The organism is candidate division WOR-3 bacterium (assembly GCA_039801245.1).
Taxonomy (GTDB): Bacteria; Hydrothermota; Tepidihabitantia; order Tepidihabitantales; family Tepidihabitantaceae; genus JAOABP01.
This window is the reverse complement of the sequence record JBDRUF010000022.1, coordinates 11212-29467: the sequence shown is the minus strand read 5'-3', so window position 1 is coordinate 29467 and position 18256 is coordinate 11212. Positions and strand designations below refer to the sequence as shown.

Annotated in this window: 17 protein-coding genes and 1 other RNA gene; 8 read left to right on the top strand and 10 right to left on the bottom strand. The window is 52.3% G+C overall.

From position 1 onward, the window contains the following. From ABIK47_04440 to ABIK47_04420, 5 genes are all read right to left on the bottom strand, one after another. On the bottom strand, nt 1-678 hold a 678-nt coding region (locus ABIK47_04440), incomplete at its 3' end, for a hypothetical protein (protein ID MEO0019875.1). Continuing rightward, nucleotides 675-1790 (bottom strand): DNRLRE domain-containing protein, encoded by a 1116-nt coding sequence (locus ABIK47_04435; GenBank protein MEO0019874.1) that lies wholly within the window; start codon nt 1788-1790, stop codon nt 675-677. The genes ABIK47_04440 and ABIK47_04435, both read right to left, overlap by 4 nt. Next, the gene (gene plsX / locus ABIK47_04430; protein ID MEO0019873.1) at nt 1783-2793 is read right to left on the bottom strand and encodes a phosphate acyltransferase PlsX; all 1011 of its coding nucleotides are present in this window, start codon (nt 2791-2793) and stop codon (nt 1783-1785) included. Before plsX ends, ABIK47_04435 begins: the two co-directional genes overlap by 8 nt. Then, entirely contained in the window at nt 2794-2982 is a 189-nt protein-coding gene (rpmF, locus tag ABIK47_04425; GenBank protein ID MEO0019872.1) for a 50S ribosomal protein L32, read from the bottom strand. It lies immediately after the preceding gene. 76 nt (nt 2983-3058) lie between these two features. Next, a complete protein-coding gene (locus ABIK47_04420) occupies nt 3059-3424 on the bottom strand; it encodes a Minf_1886 family protein (GenBank protein ID MEO0019871.1) in 366 nt (121 codons plus the stop codon). A gap of 695 nt (nt 3425-4119) precedes the next feature. On the opposite strand from ABIK47_04420, the gene ABIK47_04415 reads away from it, so the two are divergent. Both ABIK47_04415 and ABIK47_04410 read left to right on the top strand, forming a co-directional pair. Then, on the top strand, nt 4120-5163 hold the full coding sequence (locus ABIK47_04415) for a DegT/DnrJ/EryC1/StrS family aminotransferase (GenBank protein MEO0019870.1): 1044 nt from the start codon (nt 4120-4122) through the stop codon (nt 5161-5163). Then, a complete protein-coding gene (locus ABIK47_04410; protein MEO0019869.1) occupies nt 5160-5657 on the top strand; it encodes a PTS sugar transporter subunit IIA in 498 nt (165 codons plus the stop codon). The genes ABIK47_04415 and ABIK47_04410 overlap by 4 nt, the downstream gene beginning before the upstream one ends. Here the strand turns inward: ABIK47_04410 and ABIK47_04405 are convergent. Genes ABIK47_04405 through arcC form a run of 4 tightly spaced genes read right to left on the bottom strand, consistent with a single transcriptional unit; the run spans nt 5654 to nt 8977 of the window. After that, nucleotides 5654-5905 carry a HypC/HybG/HupF family hydrogenase formation chaperone gene (locus ABIK47_04405; protein ID MEO0019868.1) on the bottom strand — a complete coding sequence of 84 codons (252 nt, stop codon included), beginning with the start codon at nt 5903-5905 and terminating at the stop codon, nt 5654-5656. The genes ABIK47_04410 and ABIK47_04405 overlap by 4 nt on opposite strands. 1 nt (nt 5906) lies before the next feature. After that, complete coding sequence (locus ABIK47_04400) at nt 5907-6749, bottom strand: ARMT1-like domain-containing protein (protein ID MEO0019867.1); 843 nt, start codon at nt 6747-6749, stop codon at nt 5907-5909. A 15-nt stretch (nt 6750-6764) separates the two neighbouring features. Continuing rightward, nucleotides 6765-8003 carry an asparagine synthetase B gene (locus ABIK47_04395; GenBank protein MEO0019866.1) on the bottom strand — a complete coding sequence of 413 codons (1239 nt, stop codon included), beginning with the start codon at nt 8001-8003 and terminating at the stop codon, nt 6765-6767. A 38-nt stretch (nt 8004-8041) separates the two neighbouring features. After that, nucleotides 8042-8977 (bottom strand): carbamate kinase, encoded by a 936-nt coding sequence (gene arcC / locus ABIK47_04390; protein MEO0019865.1) that lies wholly within the window; start codon nt 8975-8977, stop codon nt 8042-8044. A 99-nt stretch (nt 8978-9076) separates the two neighbouring features. On the opposite strand from arcC, the gene ABIK47_04385 reads away from it, so the two are divergent. Next, on the top strand, nt 9077-9469 hold the full coding sequence (locus ABIK47_04385; protein ID MEO0019864.1) for a DUF2703 domain-containing protein: 393 nt from the start codon (nt 9077-9079) through the stop codon (nt 9467-9469). 14 nt (nt 9470-9483) lie between these two features. Here ABIK47_04385 and ABIK47_04380 read toward each other — a convergent pair whose 3' ends face one another. Further along, complete coding sequence (locus ABIK47_04380) at nt 9484-11772, bottom strand: kelch repeat-containing protein (protein MEO0019863.1); 2289 nt, start codon at nt 11770-11772, stop codon at nt 9484-9486. 141 nt (nt 11773-11913) lie between these two features. On the opposite strand from ABIK47_04380, the gene ABIK47_04375 reads away from it, so the two are divergent. The 5 genes from ABIK47_04375 (at nt 11914) to recJ (ending at nt 18239) form a co-directional block, all read left to right on the top strand. Beyond that, nucleotides 11914-13383, top strand: coding sequence for a nitroreductase family protein (locus tag ABIK47_04375; GenBank protein MEO0019862.1), 1470 nt, complete (start codon nt 11914-11916; stop codon nt 13381-13383). A 156-nt stretch (nt 13384-13539) separates the two neighbouring features. After that, nucleotides 13540-13979: RNase P RNA component class A (gene rnpB / locus ABIK47_04370), an RNA gene on the top strand. Nucleotides 13980-14058: 79 nt separating this feature from the next. Continuing rightward, a complete protein-coding gene (locus ABIK47_04365; GenBank protein MEO0019861.1) occupies nt 14059-15999 on the top strand; it encodes an SLC13 family permease in 1941 nt (646 codons plus the stop codon). Between the two features lie 15 nt (nt 16000-16014). Further along, nucleotides 16015-16428 (top strand): hypothetical protein, encoded by a 414-nt coding sequence (locus ABIK47_04360; GenBank protein MEO0019860.1) that lies wholly within the window; start codon nt 16015-16017, stop codon nt 16426-16428. Between the two features lie 83 nt (nt 16429-16511). Next, on the top strand, nt 16512-18239 hold the full coding sequence (recJ, locus tag ABIK47_04355) for a single-stranded-DNA-specific exonuclease RecJ (protein ID MEO0019859.1): 1728 nt from the start codon (nt 16512-16514) through the stop codon (nt 18237-18239). The last annotated feature ends 17 nt before the right edge of the window (nt 18240-18256 follow it).

Here is an 18256-nt window from a genome sequence, read left to right as displayed (position 1 = left end):
AGTAACACCGTGAATGAGTTTGGAGCGCCGGGCAAGGAGGTTTATGGGCAAATCATAACTGGTGGCGATGGTAAAGATGGAATAACGGGCAGAGGCACCAAGGCGCAGGCTCCGAGCAGAGTAGTCAATTTCAATGGTGTCGGTGGCGATTGAGCCTTCAGGGGTGCAGAAGTGCCAGTTTTCCCTTGAACCGCCGATGAGTTGATGGAACTGGGCACCAAGACAGAGGTGGTTCAAGAATGACTGGGCAAGACCGAGATTGAGCGAGTAGATGCCGCCGCGACCGATGATGTGATAACGATAGGTGGTGTCGGAAATGGATTCAGACCAGACATCAAAGTCCTGATTGAACCGGGAATCAACCCCCAGGAGAATCCGGGTGCGGGTGGGCAGAGGAACCGCACCGTAAAAGGCAGAGGGTTTGACCGAGCCCAATGCCCGGGTCATATTGTTCTGCTTGCCGCTGACGCCGATGGCAGAGAGGGAGATTTTCATACTGGTCTGGGACAAATCAATGAAAATTCCGGGATTGGCAACGCTCAGGGCAAATGGGTTTCCGGTTGCGACGCTGTGGGCGTCACCTGGAGGGGTAAGTTCGCCAAGCCCCTGAAGGTTGAAAAAGGACTGGGCAAAGGTCAGGGTGATGAAGAGGGCAAGCGCAATGGTAATTTTCTTCATCTTGTGAACCGGTCCTCTGGGGGCAATATATACTGGATGCGCAGGTGGGGTGAGAGAGGACCAGACCGGAACAGTTTTATCCGGAAGGGTTTGAGCCATTCTGGTTCGGCGGTAATGAAAATGCCGTAATTGGGATTGGAGTCTGGTTGCGATACCCAGTTCTGAATCAGGCGGCTGATTTCAAGAGAGACGATGGTGTCGTTATCAGCCGGAACATAAGCAACCTTAGCGGCAGCCTTCTCTTGAAAAGAGGCGTATCTGCCCTTTGTAGCATAGGCTTCAGTGAGCTGATGGATTCCAAGCCAGATGGTGTCTTGGCGCCGGTACAAAGTTTGCGGCTGGAAAATCAAATCGGCACGGGCAATGGTTGCTTCCCGAGGAATTGAATCAAGGTTGAAGCGCAGATAGGTGCGAAAGGCAAAACTGGAGCCGACGAGCAGGTCATAAGGGTTTGCCCGGATGCCGCTGGAGTCAACGATGTGGGCATCTTCAATGGGATAATATGTCCTTTGTTTGCTGTCGGCAAAGGTCAAGACCAGCCTGGGACCGGTTTTGGCAGAGGTGAGGTTGGTTACGGTTGTAAAGCCGGTGTCAAGGGAAAAGATGATGATGCCGTAGGAGCGGCGGACGAGGGTCTCAAGGTAATCCTTGTTGAACTCAACAACGGTGGACTCCTTTTCCATTTTGCCCTGACCCAAGTCAAAATGCCAATAGTCTCCCCCAGGGGTGAGCCACTGCGTTGTTGAATCTGCCATGCGCCAGGTAACCGCGCCGGTGCTCCAGTCGGTTGAGCAGGGGCGACAGATAAAGTTAAGGGGAGAGCTGTCAATCGGATGGAGGATGAGTCGTACAGAGCTAACTGAGTCCAGGCAGCTGTCCTTGATTGAGAACTTGATCAATATCCTTGCCTCATACTCATCATCCTTGCCCAAAAGCAGATAGTCGGCATAGCCCAGCGGGACAAACTTGCCATAACTGTCAGTGCTCTCAGGCAGCAGTTCCAGGGTGCGGGTTTCAGGAGGGGTATTTATCTGGTCAAATCCGACCGGCAGGGTGTTGCAGGCAAGGAAAAACAAAAGAAAGGCAAAGGGCGATGTCCGTTTGTTAGTCATTTTTGGGTCCGTTACCGTTCATTTGCCTGTTAAATGCCTGGGCGATGTGCTGGGAGAGGTTGTCCTTTATCGCCTGATAAGCGGTGCGAATCGCATTCTTGAGCGCCTGCGGTGTGGAGCGACCATGGGCAACAACAACATTTCCCTGAACACCGAGCATAAGTGCACCCCCGTGCTCCTGGTAGTCCATTCTGCTGATGAACTCCTCCAGAACCGGTCTGGAGAACCAGCGCCGCAAACGGTATTTGGATTCCGACTCGTAGTATTCGTGGAGCAACTGCCGAAGTATCTCTGCCAGACCCTCGCCATATTTCAAAAGGACATTGCCAACAAAGCCATCACAGACAACCACATCAACCTTACCGGTCAAGAGGTCGTTGCCCTCAACATTGCCGATAAAATTGAGTTCGCTCTCCTTGAGCAGTTGGTATGCGGCAGCGGTCAGTTCATTGCCCTTGCTCTCCTCCTGACCGATGTTCAAGAGCCCAACCGATGGGTTTGCCTTGCGGAAGAGAAAACTGGCAGCGGTGGCACCCATCATCGCAAACTGTAGGAGATGAAGCGGTTTGGGACTGACATTGGCACCAACATCAAGGACAAGGGTGCTGCCTTTGATTCTCGGAAAGAGCACGCCAATTGTCGGACGGTGAACACCAGGGACCGGACCAAGCATATTAAGGGCAAAAGCCATTACCGCACCGGTGTTGCCTGCGCTCACCACCGCATCCACCTTTCCCTGCCGGTGCAGTTCCATACAAACGGCAATTGATGAATTGCGCTTCTTCTTTATCGCTGTAGGTGCGGGTTCATGCATACCGACAACCTCAGGCGCAGGAATGAGTTCAACCCGGTCGGCATAACGGTCCTTGGTTTCGTCAATCATCTCCTGCTTACCAACGATGCTCAAGGTGATGTCGGGCAGCTCCTTCAGCGCCAGTGCTGCTGCCTCAAGTTCGGCTCGGGGCGCATTGTCCGAGCCCATCGCATCAAGCGCAATTTTCACCTATTCCTTTTCCTTGGTTACCGTTATCACCGGTTTGCCCGCATAGTAACCGCAATGCGGACAGACACGGTGCGGCATTTTCGGTTCGTGGCAGTGCGGGCAGTCAATTAAAGTTGGTGGTGTCAAACGCCAGTGGGTCCGGCGCTTTCTCCCGCGCTGCCGTGAGTGTCTTCTTTTTGGTAAGGGCATTAATATCCTCCGATTTTATAATTATTTTAGCATTGATAATAGCCTCTTAAATTGTAGAGTCAAGAAAATGAATGGTTCAGGGCGATTCCTGTTCAGGGATTTTGTAATTATCAACAAATACTTCCTCAAAGTCGTAAACGGCGTGAAACTTTTCCACCCCTTCGGCTTCCTCCTTTGGTATCAGACCGGCATTTACCAGATTCAAAACCACCTGCCCGATGTCATCGGTAGAGTTTATCCCCCAGGAGTGAAGCACCGACTTGGCAAGCAGACCGTATCTGGCAATCATCAAATCCCGGATGGCTTCAAGCAGTTCGGCGGCGGTGATATGGCTCTTTCTGCCGGTTAACTTATAGGCATGCTGCAGACCGTCGTTGACCAGAAGATAGGCATCAAGGGGGAAACGGGCATCATTCTCAAGCACCTTATCAAGTAGAATCATTGGCAAATAATCATACTCGGAAATCTCCCCGATGCAAGTGGATCGTATGAACTTCAGCGGGGTGTTCGTAGTTGTCGGGCTCTTGATTCTCTCTGTGGCGGCGGAGGCACAGGCTTTTCCGACTTTGCCCTAAAGGAGTCATTGAACTACCTCCCGCCAAATCTGCGTTTCTATGAGTTGGAGCGAATGGGTTTCAGATGTCGAGAGGAGGATGTGATGCGGTATCAACAGGGCAGGACTGGGTTTTTGCCGTTTGGTTAAGTATACTTATAAGTATACAGATTGGGTGGCGGGAAAATTGGGATATTTCTTTGAATTTCAATGTGTTATCAATAAATTTAACAATTTTAGACCCCACCCCCTATACCGTCCCCCTAAGGGTTTTGCAGGTGGTCTTCCCTCGGGTTTTCCAGGGGATTTTACCTGCTGCCTTAGCGGCCCTCCTTAATTTCCCCAGCCCCAAAGCCCTGTTTATCCCCTTGGACATCACCGTTCAGGTCGTCCTTTAAACTCCCCCTCTTCCTGCCTCATCCTGAGACCAAATCCTTGCCCCCGACCCCATAACCCTGACCGAACCGCCCTTTATCAACCCTTGAGCAACCCATTATAACCGAACGGCAAAAACCCGCAACCTGCCAATGACATCCCGCTGAAGTTTGACATCACCTTTCCGCAGTTTAACATTAGTTGCCGCTATGTTCATCCCCTTTTACGACCTGAGGGATGAGAACCTTGGGTTTCTCCCTGACTTTCACGCCGCATTGGAACGGGTTGTAAAATCGGGCAGGTTTGTCCTGGGCGAGGAGCTGACAAAATTTGAAAAGGAGTTGGGAGGTTATCTTGGTGTCGATGAGGTCATCGGTCTGAAAAGCGGCACCGACGCCCTCTATTTTGCCCTCAAAGGGCTCGGCATCGGCAAGGGCGATGAGGTCATCACCACCCCTTTCACATTCCCCGCCACCGTGGAGGCGATTCTGCGGGTTGGTGCCAGACCTGTCCTTGCCGACATTGAGCCCGAAACCCTCTGCCTCAGCCCGGAACGGTGTGAGGCGGCAATCACCAAAAGGACAAAGGCAATCATCTTGGTCCATCTCTTTGGCAACTGCGCTGAAATTGACCGTTTCATCACCATCTGCCAGGCACACAACCTCTTTCTGATTGAGGATGCGGCACAGGCAATCGGCGCCGAGTACAGGGGGAGAAAACTGGGCGGTTTTGGCACCTGTGCCATCTTCAGTTTCTATCCGACCAAAAACCTGGGCGCGCTCGGCAACGGCGGCGCACTGGTCGGTCAAACCCTTGATATTGACTGCCCGAACTCCTCCCGGCTTGATGAACTCCAGGCGGCATTTCTGCGGATAAAACTTACCCATCTTGACGAATGGCTTAAAAGCCGGGAACGGCTTGCCCGCCGTTACGAATCGGAGTTGAGCCCATTTGTCAAGATTGTCAAATCCGCGCCCCAAGCCCAGCCCAATTACCACCAGTTTGCCATCCTTACCCCCTCTCGTGACCGGCTGCGTCAACTCCTGCTCAAAGATGGGGTTGAAACGATGCTCTATTATCCTGAGCCGATTCATCGCCAACAGCGGTTTGCCGGAGAGTTTCCAGGCTCCCATCTTCCCGAAGCCGAAAGGGCAAGCGCAGAGGTGCTGTGCCTGCCGATAAGGCAAAACTTGACAGACGCTGAGCAGGAGGTCATTATCAATTCAATAGTAAAATTCTTTAAATCAGGATGAACCTATCTCAAATCGTTTTGCCCGAACTCGCCTTTGACGCCCCCCCACTTGCCGGTCAGGATGAGCTCTTTAACCTGATTGCCACAAGGCTCCTTGAGGCAAAAATTGCCAATGAGATTGACCCGGTCGTTGCCGGCTTCCGCAAACGGGAGGAACTGTGCTCCACCGGTGTTGGTCACGGTGTTGCGATACCCCATTCTGCGAGCAGTGCGGTTGAACGGATTGTTGTGGTTGTTGTCCGCCTCAACCCGGCGCTGGACTGGCACGCCCGTGACAACCAGCCGGTAAACCTTGTTGTTGCCCTTATCTCCCCGCCCGCGCTCTACTCGGTTTACCTGCAGGTTCTGGCGGCGCTTGCCCGCGCCCTTCATATTGAGTCGGTGCGCCGCCTTGCCCTCAACGCCCCCAGCCCCCAGGAGGCGGCAAAAATCATCGCCCAGATTGCCCAGAAACAGGAGGAGGGAACCGAAGGCTTGATTGAGCCGGTCTGCTAACCATCCCCTCTTACCCGCTTTCGCCTCTCAGAAACCCTTTTTGCCATCTCGCCAAAGATTCTCAGGTTTTCCTCTGCTGCGGTCCTGTCAAGGATCTGAATGGCAAAACCGGCATGGACAATCACATAATCACCAATCTTCACATCTGGTGTCATCACCAGGGAAATCTCCCGCTGAACCCCACCAACCTCACCAATCGCCATCTCACCATCAATCGCAACCACCTTCACCGGAATTGCCAGACACATTCTATCCCCCCAGAGAATAAAGGCAGACCGACTCGCCCGGTTTCACCCCGAGAAAGTCTGCCACCACTTCGCACTTGGCGGTCAAGAGGTAAAACCCGTCCCTCTTAGAATTGACCAGCGACTCAAAATTGGCATGCCCCTTGGCAATGACCAAATCCGCCTCATAATAAAACCTCAAAAACTCCTCGCTCACCGTGTTAAAATCTATCCCGAGATAGGGCGAGCCCGTGCCGATTACCCTGCCCAATCTATCCAGCCCCAACCCCTTTGCCTCCTCAACGGTAACATCGTTGAGAATCGGGCTTGACCGGGCAACAATGGTCAGTTCTAAATCGGGGAGCCGCCTCAAAACCAGTTTATCAAAAATCACCTCACCGGCATTATCCAAGATATAAACAACCCGCCGCGCCTTTTTCAGCCGCGCAATTAGCAAATCGCTGTCATCATGGGCAAAATGCAAGCGTGCCAGCAGGTCATTGATGTCAAAACTGCGACCCGGTCCAACATCAATAACATTTCCCGCCGCCGCAATCTTCAACGCCACCTTTAAACCCTCATCACCCTCAGCAAGTTTTTCATCCAGGCGTGCTGCCATCTCCTGCGCCCGCCTATTCTGCTCCTCCTTCACCTTGGCAAAAGGGTCCCTGTTGCCCAAAAATTCCATTGTTGCCACTAAAAGTTTTGATGTATAGGTGCTGGGCGGCTCATTCAGACTGAGATTTTCCGCCACCTGCAAAAGCCCCTTCCTTAAAATCTCCGCCCTTTTTTCATCACCGCCGCAGAGCCGGACAATCCTTTGACACTGCTCCAGACCGCACTCAAGACATCTTGGCGAGGAGCGCATCGGCTGATTAAACCATTATGTCTTCAGCGGCTTCTTCTCAGCTGCTGGGAAAAGGACATTGTTCAAAATCAGCCGGTAGCCAGGTGAATTCTTGTGCAAGGCGAGGTCAGTGGGTGGGTCGCCAATCCGATGGGCAAAATCCTCAGGGTCATGACCCCCTAAGAATGTAAATGTCCCCTTGCCGAAGTTGCCGTGGATATACTTCACCTCCTCGGTATTTGCCACCTCACCCATAATCAGCACATCCTTCTTCAGCAGGTTCCGCCTGAAACCACAGTTCTGACCCAAAAACTCCTTGACCAGACCGGTATGGTTCTGAACAAGCATTGTCGGCACCGGGTCATACTTCGCAGAAAAGTCAAACAAGGAAAAGTAGACATCCTGCCCCCTTGCGGTTGCCTCGAGATAGGTGTCAATATCTGAATGCTCATAGACCAAGGGGTCGGTTATCACCTCAAAGTTCTCAAAGGCAAAGCAGCCCTCGTAATCCAGTTTCCTGTTACAGTCCGGGTCAACCCCATCACCATCAAAGACCGCGGCGCAGATATCGGTGTTGCGCGCTGCCCAGGCGATATCAGGGGTATCGGTTGCCGAGCACATCGCAAAAAGCATCCCGCCTTCGGCCACATACCGCCTTATCGCCTCCAAAACCGCCAGTTTCAACTGGCTCACCTTTTTAAAGCCCAGCTCCTTCGCCATCCTGGTGTTTATCGCCACCTCCTCCTGATACCACTTCTCCTGCCGGTAAGAGGCATAGAACTTCCCGAACTGACCGGTGAAATCCTCGTGGTGCAGATGGAGCCAGTCATACTGGGAAAGTTTACCCGCCAAGACCTCCTTGTCCCAGACCACATCATAGGGAATCCCAGCATAATCAAGCGCCAGCCGCACCGCATCATCCCAGGGGTCAGCGGTTGGCGGCGCATAAACCGCAACCCTGGTCGGACGCTCTAATACTATTGAAGCCATATTGTTTTCCTCAATTGTTTGCCTTATCCGCAGTAATTCTGTCGGTGCCACCATCTCAAAATAAACCCCGTAAATCCGGCACTCCTTTATCGCCTTATCCTCATAGGGAAAGAGAAATGAGCCCGCCCGGTAATTCAAAAGCCATTCCACCCGCACGCCCCGCTGCAAAAGCCGGTAGGCAACACCGTATGCCTTCAGATGGTCGGTCTGGGTCAAATCCATCGGAATCAAAACCATCTCCTGTCCCAGCATCGGTATCGCCAAGACCAGCAACAATAAACTCATTTTGCACCTTGCCCTTGGCACTTTGCCTTTTAAACTCATCACTCTTTAACTATCCTTGTCCCGGCCTTACCACCAATTGCGGCCAAGAGATGCTCAGGGTCGGTGATGATTACCTCCTTGCCGCCACCGTCAAGAAACCTAAGCCCTGCCTCAACCTTCGGTCCCATACTACCTTCAGGAAAATGCCCCTCCTCAAGATATCTTTTCATCTCAGCCATCTTTACCTCTCCCAGCGGCTTGGCATCCGGCTGCCCGTAATTAAGATAAACACTGTCAACCGCAGTGGAAATTATCAACCGCTCCGCTCCAATCAGATTGGCAAGCAACGCCGAAGCCAAATCCTTGTCAATCACCGCCGCCACCCCGCGCAAACCGCCATTCTCCTCAACCACCGGAATCCCGCCACCACCACAGGCAATCACAATCGCACCGGTCTGAATCAAACTTTTAATCTCCTCAACCTCAACCACCGATTTGGGCAATGGGGATGGCACCAGTCTGCGAAACCCTCTGCCCGCATCCTCCTTTATACACCAGCCCAGTTCCCTTTGCAGTTTTGCCGCCTCCTCCCGGGTGTAAAAGGGTCCAACCGGTTTTGACGGGTTGAGAAATGCCGGGTCATTTTTGTCAACAACCACCTGGGTAACCACCGTTACCGCCCGACCCCCTATCCCCTTTCTCCTGAAAAGATTGTCCAGAACCTGCTGAATCATATAGCCGATTTCCGCCTGGGTCTGGGCATTTGCCGCATCCAGCGGTATCTCAGGCAGCCGGTTGCGCGCCAGGTGCGAGCGCAAAAGCACAAAACCAACCTGCGGACCATTCCCGTGCGTGATTATCACCCGTTCACCGGAACTGGCGAGCTCCACAACCGGCACGCAGGTTGCCTCAAGCGTTGCCATCTGCTCGCTGAATGAGTTGCTTTCCTTTTTCCGAATCAGCGAATTACCGCCAATCGCCAAAACCGTTGTCATATCATTAAATGATACCTCCTCTCATAAAATAATCAAGCCCGCATCCAACTACACCAAAAAATAATTGCACCTTTCCTGGCGATGGTTATAATTAATTTAATGAAAAAGAGTATTAAAATTGAATGGCAGCGGTTAATCACTAATGGCGAGACCTGCCCGAGATGCTCGGCAACTGAACAGGAGATTGATGATGCGCTGAAAATCCTCAAGCAGATGCTTGAGCCCAGGGGGTTTGAGGTCTTATTGGAAAAAAGGGAAATCACCCCTGCCGAGTTTGAAAAGAACCCCTTGGAATCAAACCGCATCCTTATCAACGGTCGTTCCCTTGAAGAATGGCTTAAAGCCGATGTTGGTGCCAGCCCCTGCTGCGATGTCTGCGGCACCGCCCAATGCCGGACTATAGAACTTAATAAAAGGGTCTATGAATCCATTCCGGCAGAGCTAATCGTCCAAGCCGGACTTGCTGCTGCAAAAATTATTGATGCAGATTAACTAAATCTATCGCCTCAGCGTGCTATCAGAAACTTTCTAACTGTGCTAAAGCCCTCTGCTTCAAACCTCAGCAGATATACACCATTGGCAAGGTGGTTCAGGTCCAGTTTTAACGAGCCGCTCCTGCCCGCATTAATCTGCTGGCTCAAAACAACCCTGCCAGTAACATCAAATACCTCTACCGCTGCCAGACCGGGGTTGGGTAAAGTGTATTTTAGCACTGCCGAGCGATTAACCACAGGACTTGGCATAAGGGCAACTCCTGCAACTGCCTCTTTAACCTGCTCCTCAATACCTGGCGCAACCTCTCTGAGAATCAGTTTGCCGTAGTATGCGGGTCTAAGATGGGAGTCTGCACACATCCCTGCCGGCCACCAGCCAAATAACATGTGATTATCCATCGCAAGGAGAAACAGACCTGCGGTGTCGCCAGCAGGGTTAAGGTTGAGATAGACATCCCCAGTGTCAATAGGGACTTTCGCCTCAAATACCAGATAGCCGTTCAAGGTGCCTGAGGCGCTCTGCGCTCCCGGAACCGGAACAGGGTCAAGAGTAATCCCAGAAGTTATTGGTAGATATAACACCGCATCGGCACCATTGTGATCAACAAAGAACCAGTAGATGCCTTCACAATACGTGGATTCCCATTCTCCGTTATTGTTCTCATCACAGTAGAAGCCAATCAAGTCGCCGTTGTTGCGCGTAGCAGCAAAAGGCAGGGCATAGGCAGAATAGAGAAAGTCAGTATCGTTTTCTCTCCCGTGCATAAACCAGGCTTTTGCCGCATAGGGTCCATAAGGTTTGCCATACCAGCCAAACACATTGGAAAAGTTCATCTCATAGGCACCTGCCCATTCATTAGGTGCAAGATAGCCGTCAATCACCGGCGGATGGACAGTGGTGTTGGAATAAATTGTATCCGATGTTACCAAGACCGGCATCTCGCAGGTGTCATTCCAGGGAACCGAGTCGTTAAAAAGAAAGGTGAAACTGGATATTGTGTAGCCATGCCAGAGCGAGGCATTTGGTGTCCAGTTGTTGACAAACTCAACCTCAATAGAGTCACCAGGAGCAAGCGAATCAAGGAAAACCCCATCGTCATACACAACCCTGCCTGCAGATTCAACCGCAAACATCACCGCAAAACTCTCAGCCCACTCAAGACCGTAGTTCTTCACCAGAACCCGCGGGGTAATCGGGACACCCGGAACAATCTCTGGTGATGCTGGCTCAACAATTCTTGAAACACCGATATCGTATGACGGGGTTACAAGGGCGCCGATATGAAGAGAACCGCCGCTGGAGTAAAATATCCAGCCCATACAGCCGCTGGTAATTGAATTGCCACCAAAAGCATAGGGCATAGAATCTTCAGTTGTCCAGGTCCCGGTTGCCACATTATAGACCTCAACACAGCGTAATGGGGTCCAACCTTGGGCACCACCATAGGCATATATGAATGGTCCTACTGCAGCCAAAGCAAGCCCATGCCTGCCTGTTGGCATTGAGTCCAGAACGCTCCAGCTCATCGTTGAAGGGTCAAATTTGAGGAAGATTTTATTGTCTCGCCAGCCACCAGCATAATAAAGGCAGCCATCATAGGGCGATGTTACCATCTGACCATGACTGGTAACACCGGGTGCGCTTTCCCGTTCCTCCCAGGAATCATCAGGTATACTATAGCGAAAAGTTCTGCCAGGATAATTTGAGCCGAACACAACCAGGATGGAGTCGCCATAATATGCACCGGCAGCACCATAATCAACAACCGGGCAAGGTGATTTTAAAGACCAGGTGTTAGATGTGATATCGTATTCCTGCAGTCTGTCTGCTGGTCCGGGATAGCCACCAGGAATATAAATCTTTTTCAATCGGGGATGGCATACTGCACAGTGATTGGAAGTTGCATAAGGCATTGATTCCAGTTCAACCCAGGAATCGGTTATCAGGTCATAGCGATAGAGATTCTTTAATGGTCTTGAGCCTGAACCGCCCTCCAAGCCGCCCATCAGATAGTGATAACGACCATCAGTGCAGCCCGCAGTCCGCGCTGCCAGAAGAGGAAAATCGGCAAGCCGAACCCACTCCAAAAAGCGCGGTGGGTCTTCTGCTGATTGGCAGGGCGCATTTTCAGGAAAATGACAAACCGCATCATCCGGATATAACGCACTTGATATCTCGGTATCGGCTAAATTGCCTTTTTCTTTTATAAGCCTGAATTCATTGCGCTCCAATGGACTTATAATTCCTGAAACACTGGCAGTAGCCACCAGCAAAAACAAGGGCAGTTTATAACGCATCATACACTCCTCCTGATGCTATTTTATTATACTGAATTTTATTATTTTGTCAAGGAAAAATTTGTAAAAACCGCCCTGCCTTTTAGTCATCAACCCCGGGTTAAAATTGCTTGACATCTTTATTAACAGGTCTATATTGAAATTATGAAAAGGTGGTTAACCCTGCTCGTATCTCTTTTCTTGCTCGCTGCGACAATTTGGGCGCAGGAGACATTGCCTCCGCCGGTTGTTCAGGGCAAGTCTTTTGAGATTCTCGCTAACAGCCGCTATTCGGTCCATTCCGGTTTCACCAGCTCCCTTTCCCGCCAGGTCCTTGCAAACATCCTCTGGGCGATGAGCCGCGCGCCCTCTCTCGGCAGCACCTATCGGGAAATCTATGTTGCCACACCCGAAAATGTCTATCTCTACAACCCGGACAGCCACAACCTTGTTGTCCATCTTGCCGGCAACCACCGCTACAGCGCCAACTCCGCATTTGAGATTGGTATTGCGGTTGAGCGCAATGAGGAGGCGGGTCTGGCAATTCAGGCAGGGCTCCTTGCCGCAGTCTCGTTCTGGGACTCAGCCTCAGGCTCGGTTGCCTCCTGCCCGATGCAATTTGCCACCAACTATGCCAACTCCAACTGGAACCCGAATCACCCGATTTTAATGGTGAATGTTTATGGTCAACGCACCGGCACCGGACTCAAGGACACCTGTGTTGCCCGCTCCTCAGACTCAACCCTGCCTCTGCCTGCCACAACCGGCACCGACACCTTTGAAATCCTCTTGACCGAACTCGCATTTGACACCCTGTTTGACCCGACCAGTCTGCCTTTGTCAGCCATTTCCCAACTCCTCTGGGCTGGTTATGGCGTCACCCCGCATACAACCGCAAATAACCGCCGCGGCACAACCATCCCTTCAGCGGTTGCCAACTACTATCTCACCGGCAGAATCTATCTCGTGATTGACAGCGCGGTTTTCCGCTATCACAACCGCCTGCCACCAGGCACAAACCTCGCCACCAGCGACCACCGCCTGGAACTGGTGGTGAACGGCGACCGCCGGGACTCTTTGCGTCAAGCCTGTGTCCGCCTGCCCCAGACCGCACCGGTCTATATCGTTGTCTGCGTCGGTGACACCACTAACAACTACCCGATGATTGAGGCGGGGTTTGCCGCATTCCAGTTTCTCCTGCAGGCAAAGGCGCTTGACCTCTGCGCATCACTAACCGCCCCCTTGACAACAACCGAGCGGCTCGGTATTAAGAATGCGCTCAACCTGCCCGCAGCAGACCAGCCGGTAATTGTCTTTTCCGCTGGTCAGGCTCCGGTTGGGGTCAAAGAAGAGACGCAGAAAATAAAAAGCGGCTTACGGGTCCGCCAGATTCCGGGTCTGCCGGTTAAAGTTGAACTCTATCTTCCTCATCCTGGAAAGGTTCATCTTACCGTCACCGATTTGGCAGGGCGCAAAATCTCCACCTGGACAGAGGATATTAAAACTCCCGGAGCCCATATTATTGAATGGTCAGGAACCGATGAAACCGGGGCTTTGGTTCCAAGCGGGGTATACATCTGCAAGGTTGAATCTGGAAAAAACTTGGGCAGGACAAGGGTTGTCCTCACCCGCTGATTAATAAAGGGCAAAAATTAACACCCGAGTTTCGGTGTTTTGATATAACTCCTGAAATGTTAAAACCTTGGCGAATTTCTGCCATCCCTTTAGGGTAGGTCCTCCCCACCACCCCCTATCTTGCCAAGAGCCCTAAACCAGTTATAATTTATCCTGAAGGCGGGTCGGACGGTCGCGGTCCCGAAAAGGGGCTGAGGAAAGTCCGGGCACCAAAGGGCAAGGCACTCGTTAAGAGCGAGGCTTCAGATGGGTGACCATCTGGAGACGGAAAGTGTCACAGAAACGATACCGCCCTGATTTTCAGGGTAAGGGTGAAATGGTGCGGTAAGAGCGCACCAGCGGCTGTGGCGACACAACCGTTGGACAAACCCTGCCTGGTGCAAGACCAATATGGGAAGAGGACTTGCCCGGTCCGTTACCATTCCCGGGTGGGTCGCTTGAGGCTGACAGGCAACTGTCGGTCCCAGAGAAATGACCGTCGCCCCAAAAGGGTTCTTAGTTCGTGGTTTTTGGTTCTTGGTTAAACTACGAACCATCAACCATAAACTATGAACTCTTTAGGGGTACAGAACCCGGCTTACAGACCCGCCTTCAATCACCATAAACAATCGGCAATTTGACTTTTCCTAAAATTTCCTTAACATTTAACTTCACAATCAGACAGGATGAATACAAGTGATTAACCTTGAAAAGTTTGTTCTCCCCAACCTGGCCCTGGACATCTCTGAGCCGGTAACACCTGAAGGTCTGTTTCGGCTTGTTGCCGAGCGTTTGGCACAGGAGGGGCTGGTTAAGGACAGTGCGGCACTGGTAAAGGAATTTCAACAAAGAGAGGCGCAGGGTTCAACAGGTGTTGGTCATTCCATCGCCCTGCCCCATGTCAAGAGCGAAAATGTCCGCGAGCCGGTTATTTTGGTTGTCCGGCTGAAAGAACCGATAGACTGGAACGCAATTGACAACGAGCCGGTGCGTCTATTGGTATTTCTCATCGCCCCGGAAAAGGACCGAAACCTTTATCTTGCCCTTCTTGCCGAGGTTGCCCGTGCCTTGAACAACCCCCAGCTGCGCCAGGCAGCACTCAAGGCAGCAGATGCAAAAACCGCTGCCGGTATCATCTCCCGTCCGCCCCATCAGGGTTTTATCAAACGCAACCGCCGGCTGTTTCTCTTCTTCAGCATTGTTGCCCTTTTCTTTGCCGCTGCCCGGCTGGTCTTTCCGCTTATCCGGCTGCCCCAAACCGGCATCTATCAGGAACTCAACTACCTCCGCTTCAACGAACCGGTCTGGCTCTTCCGCCAGGAACTGACAATCACCCTCTTTTTAGCAATGGTCGTTGGGACTTTGCTCTTCTGGCGCTTCCGGGTGGCTATTGCCGCTGCCGCCTTAGGAATACTCTTGATTACGGGCGTGATGGACTTAGAACATACGGTCAGGTTTATGTCCATACCCACAATCCTCTTCATTATGGCGATGATGGTGATTGTCCGCTGGCTGCAGAACATCGGCGTGTTCCGGTTTGTTGTTGTCAAGGCTGTGGAAAAGGTCAAGGGCATCCCCTGGCTTCTGCTTTTGCTCCTGATGGGCTTCTCGGTCCTTTTAGGCGGGTTTGCCGATGAGGTGTCGGCAATCCTTGTCACCTTCGGTCTGGCACTTGAGGTCTCGCGCCGGACAAAGGCACCGCTTGTCCCCTTTCTTCTGTCGTTGGTCTTTGCCACCAATGTCGGCAGCGCCCTGACCTTGGTCGGCAATCCGATTGGCGTCTATATCGCCTTTGCCGGTGGACTGTCATTTGAGGACTTTCTCCGCTGGGCAACACCGGTCTCGGCAATAACCGCAGTTTTCATCGCCATTCTCTGTCTCCTACTTTACCGGCGCTACTTCTTTGGCACCCGCTATGAACTTGACGCCCGGGAACTGGAAAAGGCATCTGGCACCATTGACCCGACAAAACTCCGTGTCGGCATCTTTACCTTCATTACTATCGTCATCCTCATCGCCCTGCATCGCCGGATTGAGGTCTGGCTCAATCTTGGCGAGGGCACTGCACTGGTGGCAAGCGCGCTTGCAGTTACCGGCTTTATCATCTTTTACGAACAGGAAAGAGGACGCACCCTCATTGAACGGGGTATTGACTGGTGGACACTGCTATTTTTTATGTTTCTCTTTGCCAATGCCGCCTGCCTGGAATACTCAGGCGTTACCACCAAATTGGGCTATCTCCTTATGCGCCTTGCCGAAACAATCGCTGGTGCCAATTCCGGTAACCTTGCCCTGCCCGCATCACTCATCTTCCTCTGGCTCTCCGGCATCCTCTCCGGCTTTGTTGACAATCTACCGATTGTCGCCGCGCTCGTGCCCATTGTTAAGGATTTGATCCGCGTCGGTCTGCCCCATGCCAGTATCCTCTGGTGGGCTCTCCTCTTTGGTGGCTGCTTTGGCGGCAACCTGACAATGATTGGCTCAACCGCCAATCTGGTGGCGATTGGCGCATATGAGCGGGCAAGCGGTCAGCACATCAAATTTGCGGAATGGTTCCGGGTCGGGATTGTCGTAACGCTCGTGGCTTTGGTCATTGCCACTACCGCTCTGCTTTTGCAGATAAATCTCGCACCCTGAAGATAAGGAGGCAAGATGTTTGAACGCATTCTCTATATCATCAGTGAGAAGCAGGAGGAGAAACATTTCGTCCTTGACCTTGTTCAGAAACACTCAAGCACCCTGCTTTTGAGCGCACTGACACCTGTCGGGAAATGCCCACCCCCTTTGACCGAAGGTCAAACCCGGCAGGCGCAAAGACAGGAGGAGCATGAACGGCGCTGCTGGCAGGACATCTACCGTTTGGAGGATGAGTTCAAGAAAGCCGGGGTGAAGGCATCGGTGGTTGCGCAACTCGGAACGATAGAGGAACTGCAGTCACTTGTAACCAAGACGCACTCCGACCTATGTATTATCCCCACCAGTGTCCTTGCCGATTATGACTATTCCATCCCTGAGGAACTGTTAGCCAACCTGCCCTGCCAGGTTCTCCTGTTTCCGAGCCAGTAGTAAATTACCAAATCACCGCAAAAGGTTAATAAGACGACCGGACAAAATCTTGACTTTGCAATTCTTTTTGATATAAACTGACAATGCCGCCGATACTACCAGACCATTACTGGCACCTGCCGCCTCCGCCCACTTCAGAAATTCAAACCCTCGCCCGTGCTGCCCAAATCCCGCCTTTGATTGCCACCCTGCTGTACCGGCGGGGGTGTCGAACCGTCAGGCAAATTGAGGAGTTCCTCAACCCGTCACCTGCCCGGCTGAACCGACCCCAAACCCTGCCCGACATCAACATCGCCACCGAGAGAATTATTACGGCGCTTAAGAAAAGGGAGCGCATCCTCATCTATGGTGATTATGATGTTGATGGCATCTGCGGCACCGCCATCCTGGTTTCGGTCCTAAAAAACCTTGGCGGCGATGTTTTTTACTACCTGCCCCATCGTCACAGTGAAGGTTACGGCGTCTCCCCTGCCGGTATCGATTTTGCTATCAAAAACGGCATCCAGCTCCTCATCACCAACGACTGCGGCTCTCTCGACATTAACACCATCGCGCTGGCAAATCGTGCCGGTATCGATGTCATCGTTACCGACCACCACGAACCCGGCGCGCTTCACCCCCCTGCACTGGCATTTGTCAACCCAAAACGCAGCGACTCCTCCTATCCATTCCGCGAACTTGCCGGTGCCGGTGTTGCCTTTAAACTTGCCTGGAGCCTACTTGCTGCCTGCAACCGCACCAAAGAGGAACTGACCGCTCTACTTGACCTTGTTGGTTTGGGAACCATCGCCGATGTGGTTCCGCTTGTGGATGAAAACCGTATCATCGCCCGGCTCGGGCTTGCCGCGCTCAAGGCGAGCAACCGTTTGGGCATCAGGGCGCTTTTTGCCACCAGCCGCTTAAACCCCAAAGCCCTTACTACCCGGGATATCACCTTTGGACTCGCCCCCCGTATCAATGCCGCAGGCAGGATCGGTCATGCCCAAACCGCACTGAAACTGCTATTAACTGAAGACGAGGCGGCGGCGACTCAATTGGCCAGCGAACTGGAAAGGTTAAACCGAGCCCGCCAAGAGATTGAAGAGACAATCTTTGCCGATGCCTTAAGGATAGTTGACGCCGAAAAAAAATATGACCGCCGGGTTATAGTTATTGGTCAGGAGGGGTGGAACGAAGGGGTTATCGGCATCGTTGCCGCCAAACTGGTGGAAAGGTTCTGGCACCCCTGCATTATGATTTCACTGCGCGGTGAGACCGGCAAAGGTTCAGGACGCTCGGTCACCGGCTTCAACCTCTATGAGGCGCTCCGCTCAACCCAAAAATACCTCTCTGCCTTTGGTGGGCACCGATACGCTGCCGGACTCCTGCTGCCCGCGGAACACCTCCCACCCTTTGAGGAGGCAATCAACGAGTTTGCCGCAAATATGCCCGCAGAGATTTTTGAGCCAACACTGCACATCGAAGCCCAAGCCGAATTAAGCGAAATCAACCCCCAACTCCTCCACCACCTTGCCAAACTCCAGCCATTCGGTCCTGACAACCCTGAACCAATATTTGCCACCACCGGACTGGAGGTGGTTGGTTATCCCCGCCGGATAGGAAAGGACAAAGGGCATCTGAAATTCAAGGTGCGCTCAGGAGATACCGTGTTAGCCGCTATCGCCTGGGGCAGAAGCGACGAGATTCTCAACCTCCAGATAGGTAAACCCGGACGCCTTGATATCTGTTACACCCTCACCTCGGACAACTATAACGGCAGAAACCAGCCGCAGTTAAATGTCCTTGACCTGAAATCAAATACCCAGGGATAATAATCACCCCGGGGATG